Here is a 12,205-nt window from a genome sequence, read left to right on the forward strand (position 1 = left end):
TGAAAAGCCCAAAGGCTATATACCTCTCCAAGAGAGCTTAGCAGGATCATAAAATTGATCCTATTCATCACACACAGGAAAAATCCCTAAGATTGAAAACATTAAAACCCAAGGCAACAACACACTGAAAAATCATGAAGTGCACCAATTCATATGCTTTCAGAGCATAAGCTATGGGTGAGCGATTACAATTAAACTATTCGAATAGTTTTGCACACAATGAAACGATCGTCTTAAATTATCTGGATCCAAAGCTGCAAAACTCTCATCCAGTACCAACAACTCAGAATTCTGCAAAAGTGCCCGTGCAATAAACAAGCGGCTCATCTCACCATGAGATAATCTCCACCCCATTTCTCCCACCGTCTGTAACATCCCTGCAGGCATTTTTTTAATCAATGGGGTCAAACCTAATTCATCACAAATTTTATAGGCCCTACGAACACTTTCCATCTTTGGTGGCCATTCATCACCCATTAATAAATTAAATAAGAAAGAATCGCCAAGTACATGATTTTCATGAAATTGTGGCACTGATGCAATCAGTCTGCGCCAATGCTCAGCACCAATACTGGTTCTATCGTACCCATTGATAAGTAAGATGCCCTCTCTCTGCTTTTGGATGCCGGCAATCACATTTGCAAAAGTAGATTTACCTGAGCCAGAAGCCCCCTGTAAAATTACACGATCACCGGGATAAATACTCAGCTTACAGTTTTTTAAGACCGCCTTGTCTTGATTAGGGTAATTAAAACTTAAGTCACGGATATAGCACAATGGCTGCTTGGCCCCTTGTATGTCTGAATGAACTTTATCGGCCACTGAGATAGAGGTAGCGCCCCGCTTTAAAGCAGCTTCCAAGGAAAAAAGTTCACGTACTTTTTCCCAAGTCACCAGGGCGCTGAGTCCACTGGAATACCCTGTCATGCCTTTCAGTACTGCGCGATATCCAAGCAGTACCCCCCCCAAAGCCGCAGCAATTTGCCCACTCTCAGTATTGCTATTGACAAAAACAGGCACCAAGCCAGTTATACCCAATAGCAACCAGAAACGTGGCAAAAATGCAACTAGGCGAGTCATGTTGCCATCCATTACCGTAGAACTTCGCAAATACTCTTCCAGTTCCTGATCTTCCCCCCGGTGCCAATCCGAAGGTTTCTGCTGTGCCAATCGGGTCCGATGGCCAAGCATTTTCTCAATTAGACGGTGGGTCATACTCAAACGTTGACCAGTCCAGTATTGACGAGCCAAATACTGGGCACGCCCTAGAGCGATGGCTATAAGTAAAAATATGGTCAAAATCCCCAACGATATTGGAGTTCCAAGACTTAGCTGTAGCACCATGAAAGCCAATACCAGCTCTACACCACCGAGTAGTAGCATAAAGCTCGCCTGTAGCGCACTGGCTTCAATATTTTCTGCATCATAAACACGCCCAAGTATCTGTCCCGACCCCATATGGCGCACCTTGCCTGGATCTATTCGCAAAGCGCTGGCGAGTAAGCGCTGCTTCAACAGGGCACCGGTTTCTAGCGATATGGAACCTTGTAACCGAGCAGTTAAGAGTGAAAGGGGGATCTGTGTTATCAGTAATAATACCCAGGCTACCAGCCAGCCACTATCTACATGGCCATCAAGAACAGCTCGACCTATCAACCACCAGCTGGCTATAAACAAGAGTACTTGTATTGTGTGGCAGGTGATCATATTTAGAAAGCGCAAATGCTGGCGATGATGGCGCAGCTGCTGCCAAAAAGAGCGATGGGAAGGCTGCCGCAACAACCAGCAATCATCGATTTCTAGCCCTGCTAGATTTTCTCGTAATAATGCCTCGGTGGCTTTTTTACGTCGTCGTCCAGCTATTTCGGCACTGTCCAGTAAGCGTGCGATACGTTGACGCTGAGGTATTTCTTGTGCGCTTGTTAGTGCTCTCAACACTTGACTTGGACGCAGCTTTACGATTTGTTGTGATGGCGAAAGAAGATATAAAAAACGATGATTACCGCCACACAAAGCGATGAAATATTCCTCCTCCGCAAAGCGCAAACGCAGTATGGCTGGTGCGGCCCGGACCAGCATCTGCTCCAACTCCCCATATTTGCAGGTAACTCGCTCAATATTTAGATCGAAAGCTTCTGCCTGTAACTGTAAGCGCGCATCTGTATCCCCATACACTTGGGTATTGCTTTCGGGGTCAGGAACTGCAGGCTCAAGGCCGCTATGAAGAGCCAGGGCTTTCACTGCACCATCTAGCTGGACTGCAGGCCAACAGTGATGGCGCAGCTTGCTTATGGAAGCTTCAGGTTTCACTATGCACCTCTTGAGACTGCACAGTATCTCTATCTTGAGCCCGTTTTTTTATTGCAGATTGAAGCTCAGTAATTCGCCCTTGCTCCATACGCAGATGACGCCAGTCGGTACTTTGCCAACACTCTTGCCAGAGTCTCTTTTCCGCTGTGAGAAGTTGGGCATAACGAGATTCAGTTTGCGCTTCCAGATTTGTGGGTGCGTCATCCTCAATAATTTGCCCATCTTCTACCACCAATACGCGAGGAAAATCTTTGGTTTCTGAAATATCATGAGTGATGCAAATTAAGGTGGTGTCTTTCCATACTCGCCTCACACGAGCAAGTAAGCGCTGGCGTTGCCCGCGGTCTAGCCCGCGAAACGGCTCATCTAAAATGACACAAGCTGGAGACTCTCGGCCTAGAGCACGACCTAATCGCACACGCTGCCCCTCCCCTCCGCTGATAAGCGCACCACTTTCCCCCAAGGTGCTCTGTAAACCATTCGGCAAGGAGGCAACTAGGTTTAATAGATCGGCCTGTTGTAGTGTTGGGAACAAGGAGGAAGAGGAGTCATTACCGTAGTGTAGGTTATCCAGTAAACTGCTATTCCAAAGTTGTATTGCAGGGTCGACCCAAGCACAACTTAGACGAAAACGACACAGTAATTCACCCTGTAATTTCTCGCCATTTAGCAATAGGATTCCACTCTCAGGGTTATGCCAACCCAACAATAAACCGGCCAAGCTCGACTTGCCAGCACCAGATGAACCAACAATGGCGACATGCTCCCCAGAGGCAACATTCAGATTAATATTCTTAAGAATACTTCTACCACTGGCTTTAACACTGACATTATCAAAACGAAATGATACAGGCACCTTTAAAGGTTGAACCCCTTCATCATTAAAAGGCTCTTCACTAGCACCAACCGTAACCGCTTGCAGCGGCTCTAAAGCTCTCAACAAGGTATTCCTATGACGAGGGTAGCTCCGCATTAACTGTGCGATATCTTCCCCCAGTGGCGGCAGTGCCAATACCCAATAAATAAGCAGAAGTAAGTAGGGACTTGCCCCCAGGATCTGAACACAGTAAATCACCAGCACACAAGTAAGAACCCCATTCACAATCAACTGCACCGCTTGGCTATTAAGCTGGAAACGCAAAGAGGAATAGCCTGCTTTAATCCACTCGCTAAGCAAACTTTCATGTTCACGGCGAACAGACTCTCCAGCACCGTGTGTACGAATTGGTATTACTCCCAGCAAGGCATCCATATAAAATCTAGCCAGAGCGCCAGTATGGGTCTGGACACGCATATTATAATCACTAAGTACTGGCTGAAATAGCAGAGGAATAACTACCTGTAACCCCGTTATTAATAACACCAAAGGCGCGGTAGTGGGCGCTATCCAAACGATGCCAATAGCTGTTGCGAGCAGTGACAACCCTTTGAAGAGTATCCCTCCCCCCAGTAAAGGCAACTCTCTCAGAGCTGCTATACGATGACCTCTCTCTGCGGTATCTGAGGTTGGGCGGCTATGAAAGAAATGGTCTGGTATTTTCGGCAAGGCGGAAAGAAAGCGCATGCGAAAACGATTTTCCAAGTGCTTACCAATAATTAACTGCAGCTTGGTCATCGGCCATTGCACAAGTATGAGTGTCAACATAAATCCCAGTAATAAAATGACAGCGCCGATTCTCTGCACCTCCGTAGCTAGTTCCGAGTGGATATCGATCAAACCTCGAAATAGCAGTGCCTCAACCATCACACCAAGCACCGCAGCAAACATCGCAAGCATCACGATACTCGGGGCAAGCAAACCATCCTCTCGCAAAAACTCCCATAACTGACGGAGTGGGCTTATTGACTGTACTTGTAAAGCTTTGCTTAGAGCCTCCGATTTAGGTTTGATTTCTTTCCTTTCACGTACTCCCTTTACGCTGACTATTACGGCGCCGCTAAACTCCAACAGCTCTGGTTCAAGCTCAACTGTGTCAACTTCTTCAGTACCGGGAGAACTGGAAGGGCGTACACACCAATAGCTCTGTGGCACTAGTTGATAAGCGTTAATCGTGTCTTCTGAAAAGTCACTTATCAGCCTTTGCAACAATGCACTTGTTTCTGCCCCTCGTCGTACCGCACCAGAGCCAACGAGCGCTGCCAACATTCTTACACTGGCATCTAGAAAAGCCAGTGAGAGCCAGTCCCCTTTCTTCAAGGCTTGCTCACACATTACTTCGCTGATGGATTTAGAAATTCTCAGCTGTTCCATCCGCTCTTGCAGGGGATCGATAAAATCTTTTCCTCCAGCCCAACTTCTCCACCCTTGCGGCGGAACGCGCATAGTGTGGATATGCAACTCATCGAGAAAGTGTCGCGCACTGGGCCAACGCCTTCCCGAGGCTGGGTCCATAACCTGCATAATTCCCCGGTGATTACGCCAAGCCACAACAAAGTGAGTATTACCATTGGGCAAGCGCACCACCACCAGCCCCGGCAAGTAGCCAGCTGAACCTAACAGCAAGTGATCCTTAGGCACGACCATCTGTGCCGCATCCAACCCCAGCTCAACCGCAATTTTCTCTAGGGTATTAATAGAAGTGCCGTCTACATCAGTTTGACAGGCATCACGCAGGTGGCCGTAGTGTACATTTACACCAAAGCCTTCAAGCAAGCTTTTAAGGGATGCAGGGCCACAATCCATATTGGAAGTTTGCACAACTTCTGGAACCAACCAGCGAACTTGTCCCTTCACTACAGGGTCTCCAACGAATTTACGCTACTTTCTGCTTGCCCAGATAAGAAGTCGCCAGCACTTTGCAATAGCAACTGATATGGTGTCTTTACTCCAGTGGCAATCTCTACCCTTGCTGGTAGGTCATGCAATAGCGGCAACTGTGGGGGAATCTCTCCTCGGAGAGATAACTCAATGAGAATCTTTCCTTTTTGCACAGCACTAGCGACCCGCTCTACACGGGCCTGTAACTGACCATAACGCGCCCAGGAAAACCCATCTAATTTTACTCGCGCACTCTGCCCTGAACGAATATGTCCCAAAGCAAGGGCAGGAGAGAAAAACGCCTGTACGGTGATATTACCCTCAGCTTGTAGTGTGGCAATCTGTTGCCCTGCGACTAATACCTCCCCTTCCTGAATATCCGCCAGTGAAGCAAGCTTACCGGAGATAGGCGCACGCAGACGCTGTTCATCTACCGCCAAGGTGCTCTGCTGAATGCGAGTATCCACCTCCGCCAGCTGTCTTTGTAGATCTGCTCGACGCTGTTCCAATTCACTCATGGATAACTGGTACTCGCTAGCCAATTGCTCCCGGCGATCATGGGTTGCTCTTATTGCCGCTTTCGATGCGAGGGTGGCCATGGCCATTTGCTGATAGGTACGTTTAGCTGCAAGGTAATCAAGTTCAGAGCTTTGCTGTTTCTTCAGCAAGCGTTCATAGCGCTCCGCCACATCTGCCTGAATCTGCTGGTTGTTTATCTGAAGTTTATGCTGTTCTTGGAGTAGTTTCAGCTGATCACTTAAAGCCTTGTCGTCTTCAGTAAATTTTTTATCCCGTAAACGCCCCTCTCGCTCTATTCCCAGTAATTGATCCGAGAGGCTCTGAGATACTCGAAGATCACCATCTAGATCCAAATCAAATGCCCTGGTATCCAGCTCTATTAGCAAGTCTCCTTCTCTCAAGGTATCTCCTAGCGAGGCAGTAATAGCAACTACTCTTCCTGTACTCTGGGTGCTGACATGTACAGTATTCTGCTCTTGTTCAAGTCTCGCCTGGTCACTAACGCTATAAACTGTGATTTCTTTAAAAAAAAACCATATCCCCCAGCCCAGCAATAGAAATACCCCTAATGTGCTTATCAGCGCTAGAAAGTAGATTGAGTCGGAGTTGATCGCGCGGGAAGTTTGAATAAACGGTGTTGGCAATACGATTCACCCTGTTTGTACCAGTTAAGGCGAGAAAGATATTCATTGTATTTATGCGAAACCAGTGTGATCTGTGAGCCGCGGCGCCAAATCTAATTCTCTATTATCTGATAGTCAAATTCGAAGAAATTTTACTTACTGGAGAAGTTTCACATCCCGATCAAACCTGTGATAACAGCTCAAGCAGGCCTGGAAATACCTAAAAAGGCAAGGGCTGATAACTCACCCCTCTTTAGATATTTGAAATGTGAAATTAGGATATCAAGCAATACCTCTGGGGCCATCTGAGGACTTCTACGCTCTATACCGAATAGATAGACGATAAAATTACAGCCAATTACAAAAAGCCTAGTACTGATACACGGTCTGTTGCATAGTGGCTGGTACTGATCTAAAGTCAATCAAAGGCTCGCGCTGGGTCTTTAGCCTAACCCAAACAGGCCTAGGTGAGTGCCAACACCTCCTTTCCACTAAGGTGGGTATCAGTACTTTCTTTGACGATATAGTCAACCTGATAGCATGGGAGGATTTACAAGAAATACCGGTAGTGGGGCACCGCCTTGGTGGGATCACAGCCTCCGCTTTAGCTGATAAATTAAGAGACCGTATTCAGTACTTGATTTATCACAATGTTGCTATCGCTCAGGTGGGCCATTGCTTGTATGAATAGCTGCCATGAAAACAGGGCCCAGAGATTGGCTAGTAGCCTATTAGTTCGGGAAACCCAATGTTTTATGACTACCTCAGCCTCCAGTTTTGATATAAAAAATCCGAATGATATAGCTTAGGCAGAGAGCCACCTTACCCTATCCAGTTAAAACTTATCTAGACTCTGTAAATATATCGAAGTTTGTTGAATCAGGGTTAGATTGCACTTACATCGCATACAGTAAAATTCTACATCCCTCTCTTTAATTAAGCAGACAATGGCAAAGACCTAAAACAACAGAAAAATTAAATATACAGCAACAGGCACAGCGCCCCATTAATTATCCTGATATTGCTAGTGACCCCTAAAAGATTTGTAAAATTAGCAGCTTATTTTTTAACAGCTACACTAACTGTATATTAGCTGCACGAAGAAGCGAGAGCCTCTTCAATAGAGATACTAGGAATCCCGCATATGTCCAGCTGTAAAATATTTGTAGAAGTCTCGAAGATAATTCCTGACTCTGCAGCCAATATCTTTAATGAGATAGTGACCAAGCGCTTGGAAACAGAGGGAGAAAAAATTCCAGTTGTCGTGATCGAATCCAAGCAGGTTGAGCCGGCCGGTTGTTATATCGAAATTCTCTGTAATAGAACACCTCATCGCACTCATGAGGTGATACAAAGCATGGCCATTGAGCTTGACAATACGGCTAGAAGGATATTTCAGATTGACGAACCTATCGGAGTAAGGATTCAAATGGTAGATGATGATTTTTTATCCAGCATAAACTAGGCCTTGAGAGTAAACATGAACACTCTCGATAAAGGAGGCCTTCTTTTTATAGAAGACCTCCCGCAAAAAATATCAACTTACAATAAGTTTTAGCTAGAACCTAGCACTTGCCCCAAAGCGAAAATACCGAGGGACTTGATATTCTTGATTTACCCCCCAGCTTGGATCTAACACACCGGGACTTGACTCAGCAAACTCATAAACCTCTGTTTCAGCATCCGCATCAAGAAGGTTAAAGACCTCAGCTCTAAGCTCCACATCAGCCAAGCCAATGCGAGTACTATAGACAAGGGATAAATCTATCTGATTGACCCAGCTAGTTCGCCCTCTACTGCCTCGACTTGTCTTAATAAGATTTCCATTTGAGTCAGTCACATAATAAGTATCTCCATAAGCCGGGGTTCCATTGGGATGGCCAGCACCAAAGGAGTTAATTGGGCGCCCTGATTGCAAAAGAAAATTAGCCCCCAACAAAAGACTCTCCATCACCTGATAGTTCCCATAAATTTTTATTTTATGAGTACGATCATTTGGCAAATATCCGTTGGCTCCATCCATCAACTCAGGGAAATCAAAATCTTGGGTAATCCCAGCATCATCCTGGGCGTTGTCCGACTTAACGTACCCCTCACTATTCCCCTTACTCTGAGACCAGGTGTAACTCGCACTTAAACCCCAAATACCATCAAAGGCGCGCTTCGCGGAAAATTCTAACTCCTTATAAGTCCTTTTGGCCTCAGGATAGTTAAGCAGTTCAGCCGAAAATGTTGTCATTTCCAACTCACCCGTTCCATAACGATCGTAAGGTATGGTGATATCACTTCCCGGGTTTGCAAGCACATAACCATGGCCATCACCAGTGTGCTCATATCCCAAAGCATCTACCGCATGGTCAATACTCACATCATCAATATGTGATTTTAAATCACGATAGGTAGCTTTAATTCCCAATGTCCAGTCATCCGCAAAAAGCCTCTCATAACCAAGAATGAACTCATCCTGATACATAGGCTTGAGGTCTTTATCCGAGAGCTGAGCACTATCCGGCACATTACCATCTGAAGTTACCCTTGCAGAGCCAACTTCTTCAGATGTAGGAACACCATCGGCACCCACATTTGTAGGGGCATTTGTCTTCGGATCGTATTCGCCATCAAAAATGAAATACCTTTCAAATCCCAATTCACCGCCAGATAAGCGCACATTGGTATTGGAAGCGATAGGCATAAAGTAACGACCCCAATTGCCATATACTCTGGACTCGCCATCACCACCTGGATCCCAAGAGAAGCTTAACCGTGGCGCCCACTGATCATCAATTTCAATAAAAGTATCGCCCTCTCCATTAAAATTGGAGAAAGTTTCATTACGAATTCCTGCACTTAAAGTAAGTGTATCCGTAATATCCCAGGTATCTTCGATATAAAAAGCTTTTGACTCAACCTCAAAGTCCCCTTCTACATCGCCAACCCGATAAGAGACTATATGAACAAGAGAGCCATCTCCATTTACATTGTCAACCACCGTGCCATTGGGAAGCTCTTTACCAGGTTTATATGAATCATAAGTGTAAAACACTCCCCCATCTTCCCTAAAACCTGTTCCAGAATAAGTTTCTTTAGACGAAGAGGAGTTAGTTTCCTGATCGTAGCCGAAGCGTATTGTATGATCATTAATCACCCACTCAAAATCGATACGATCAGCTACCCTTTCATCACCCCCAGTTTGAACCCTAGAACTGGCTTGACAGCCAGGTCTGTCATCCGTATTTCCAGGTAAAGCACCGGTACTAAAGTCCCTTACATAAGGGCACTCCATATCAGTTGTACTAATCGTAGTAAGTGAGTATTCATTCTGGCCATGGAGCATAGAAACACTGAAATTATCTGTTATCTGACCATCATAACGAACCAGCCAGTTATCTCCGCCACGCTTATCCCACTTAGTGCCCGTATACTCTTTTTTATCTCTATTAAAATAGTCGTAATTGAATTGATCATTTTCCCTGGTGCGCTTGTCTGAAAACTGCATATAAGAGAGGATATGATTATCAGTTACATTCCAGGTTAAATTGACTCCCCAGAAATCATCATCAATACTTCTATCGTTGTATCTGCTTGGACTTCCTCTTGTGGTGAACTCTTCAACCGTTTCCTGCTGTTCGTAAAGGGCATAGAAAAATAATTTATCCGGAATGATAGGGCCACTAACATAATAATCTGTTGTGTACTTAGACTCCTCATTTTCCGAATTTAAGTCATAGAGAGTCCCATCTGCAGAGAGAGAGTCCGGTGCTTCTGAACGCAAGGCTGCCGGCTCATAATAGGCAACAACACCATATTCAAATTCGTTGGAGCCTTTCTTGGTAACGGCGTTGAACACTCCCCCCAAAGAGCGACCAAATTCAGCACTATACCCCCCGTTTTTATTTGGAACTGGTCATAAAATTCAAAAGGTACCGATGATCCACCCAACCCGTTGCGGAAATTAGTGACATTGAGGCCATCAATGTAATAGGCGTTTTCTCCTACGGAAGCCCCCCCAAACGATATAAGATCCTTATCTTCACCAAACCCAGAATCACCTAAAACAGTACCAGGAGCCAATAAAGCAACCGATTCAATATTACGAGCAACCGGTAACATCTCTATATCTGACAAGCCTATATTCAGTGCAGATTCTGCCGTGCCAGTGCGGATCTGGGGAATCGCCTCCCCCACTACAACCACTTCCTCCAGATCTCCCAATATCAACGGTATATCCAACTTGGTAGAGCTACCTATTGAAACGGCAACGGCTTCAACCACCGCGGGCTGGTAGCCATCTTTCTGAACTGTCACCTTATAGATGCCTGTGGGCAAATTCACACGGAAGTCACTATCCTCACCCGTGGACATAGTCCTTCTAAAGCCATTTTTATCATTTTCTATGATAATTGTAGCGCCACTCAGGTCGTTACCACTGCTACTAATAACTGTCCCATCAATAGACCCATTCACGTTGCCTGCTGCCAACGCTTGCCCCCCAATAACCGGCAAGCTAATAGATGCAGCCAGCAGCACTCGCTTGAAGTTCTTCATAAAGCCATCCTTTTGATTATCAATAAATTTATAATTTATTATTTACAAGCTTTACTTAAACCGATGATCGTCCCCCAGCGACCCCATTTTCAACTCTAATAAAATAGTGATTCAACCAGCTAAAATCGCCATATTATTCCCCTTCAAACAATTAACACAACAGGCATAAAAACTTATTTAGAATGAAAAATATTATTAACGCCAAAAAAATTGATTCTATATCCACCCCAACAAAAACAAATCAAAAAAATATTTAGAAAGCACTAAATGGGACGCAAATAAACACACAAACAAAACTTCAAAATCATCACGGGATAAAAAGAAAGGGAGGCAGAGGTAGTCCGTCTCAGGTCTAAATCAATAAACGAGGAGATTTTATTAAATCATCAGAAAGATGATCATCAATTCATCTTGTCAATTTAAGAATAAGAAGGAAGAAGGAAGAAGGAAGAAGGAAGAATATTGAAAACTAAATGGCGAACTCAAGGGGCAGTATTATCTACCCCTTGAATAAAGCTACTTGCGTAAAAACTCCAGCATCCATTTTGCAACCATATTCTCGTGAATATCGTTTTGCAGGGAGGCCTGGCCCTTTTCCACCACATCTGTACCAAAAGCTTCTCGACGTAACTCCATCAGGCTATTGGAATAAGGTTTGGTAAACTCCGGGTGGGCCTGGAAGGTGAGCATGTGGTCATCAACCTGGAGCATCGCCATTGGGCAGAATTCGCTGGAAGCCAGTACTCGACCGCCGGGAGGAAGGGTATCTACTTGGTCCTGGTGAGTAACCAACAGGTTGAAGCTATTCGTAGGCTCCGACATCCAGGAGGGGGTTTCCTGCATTTCATAGGAATGCACTCCCAACCCCCAGCCTTTATCGGATTTCCGAGCCCTACCACCCAATGCCTGAGCAATCAGCTGATGACCAAAGCAGATTCCAATAGTTGGTTTTTTTTGGTCATGCAGCTTGCGCACAAAGTCCATCAGTGGAGGAATCCATTCCTTGTCATCATAGACACCGGTTTTACTGCCGGTAATCAGGTAGGCATCCACCTCATCGACCTGGGCCGGGTACTGGCCGTGCTGCACTTCATAGGTGGAGAACTCCAGTGTGGGGTCCTGGCTGCGCAATAGATCTGCGAACATCTCCGGATATTCACCGTATTCGCCCACCAGCTCCTTGCGCACATCGTCGGTTTTTAAAACTCCAATCTTCATTATTTCACCGCTGGGTTGACTGCTGAGTTTTCGGATTATGGCATATTCAGGAATGCAAAGGCGGCTAGTCTGTCACTTGAACAAGTCATCTAAAACGTTAAATACCAGCTCTCAAGCTTCTATTCGCTACGCATAGGCGCTTTTCATTTCCCGCCGCCTGCCAATATAGCCCTCTTCCACGTAGGGCTTTTTACTTTCCGACTTTGCCGACCCGCTAACCAAGAACATTCCG

At 45.4% G+C, this 12,205-nt stretch carries 7 protein-coding genes; 1 reads left to right on the forward strand and 6 read right to left on the reverse strand.

Annotation, left to right across the window (positions count from 1 at the left end; all coding sequences use genetic code 11):
- Positions 1-171: 171 nt before the first annotated feature.
- The 3 genes from MJO52_RS18165 to MJO52_RS18175 are packed head-to-tail and all read right to left on the reverse strand — an operon-like array spanning position 172 to position 6,231.
- Positions 172-2,310 (reverse strand): ATP-binding cassette domain-containing protein, encoded by a 2,139-nt coding sequence (locus MJO52_RS18165; protein WP_252083367.1) that lies wholly within the window; start codon positions 2,308-2,310, stop codon positions 172-174.
- The gene (locus MJO52_RS18170; RefSeq protein WP_252083368.1) at positions 2,300-5,044 is read right to left on the reverse strand and encodes an ATP-binding cassette domain-containing protein; all 2,745 of its coding nucleotides are present in this window, start codon (positions 5,042-5,044) and stop codon (positions 2,300-2,302) included. The genes MJO52_RS18165 and MJO52_RS18170 overlap by 11 nt, the downstream gene beginning before the upstream one ends.
- A complete protein-coding gene (locus MJO52_RS18175; protein WP_252083369.1) occupies positions 5,044-6,231 on the reverse strand; it encodes an HlyD family secretion protein in 1,188 nt (395 codons plus the stop codon). Before MJO52_RS18175 ends, MJO52_RS18170 begins: the two co-directional genes overlap by 1 nt.
- 1,123 nt (positions 6,232-7,354) lie before the next feature.
- Between MJO52_RS18175 and MJO52_RS18180 the strand changes: the two genes are divergently transcribed.
- On the forward strand, positions 7,355-7,675 hold the full coding sequence (locus MJO52_RS18180) for a hypothetical protein (protein ID WP_252083370.1): 321 nt from the start codon (positions 7,355-7,357) through the stop codon (positions 7,673-7,675).
- A 93-nt stretch (positions 7,676-7,768) separates the two neighbouring features.
- On the opposite strand, the gene MJO52_RS18185 is transcribed toward MJO52_RS18180, so the two are convergent.
- The 3 genes from MJO52_RS18185 to MJO52_RS18195 all read right to left on the reverse strand — a co-directional run bounded on the left by MJO52_RS18185 (position 7,769) and on the right by MJO52_RS18195 (position 11,973).
- Positions 7,769-9,982, reverse strand: coding sequence for a TonB-dependent receptor domain-containing protein (locus tag MJO52_RS18185; protein ID WP_252086027.1), 2,214 nt, complete (start codon positions 9,980-9,982; stop codon positions 7,769-7,771).
- Positions 9,928-10,755: a carboxypeptidase-like regulatory domain-containing protein gene (locus tag MJO52_RS18190; protein WP_252083371.1), complete on the reverse strand. Its 828-nt coding sequence runs from the start codon at positions 10,753-10,755 to the stop codon at positions 9,928-9,930. The genes MJO52_RS18185 and MJO52_RS18190 overlap by 55 nt, the downstream gene beginning before the upstream one ends.
- Before the next feature lie 516 nt (positions 10,756-11,271).
- Entirely contained in the window at positions 11,272-11,973 is a 702-nt protein-coding gene (locus MJO52_RS18195; protein ID WP_252083372.1) for a glutamine amidotransferase-related protein, read from the reverse strand.
- Positions 11,974-12,205: the final 232 nt, after the last annotated feature.

Origin of the sequence: Microbulbifer variabilis (assembly GCF_023716485.1) — a bacterium.
Taxonomy (GTDB): domain Bacteria; phylum Pseudomonadota; class Gammaproteobacteria; order Pseudomonadales; family Cellvibrionaceae; genus Microbulbifer; species Microbulbifer variabilis_B.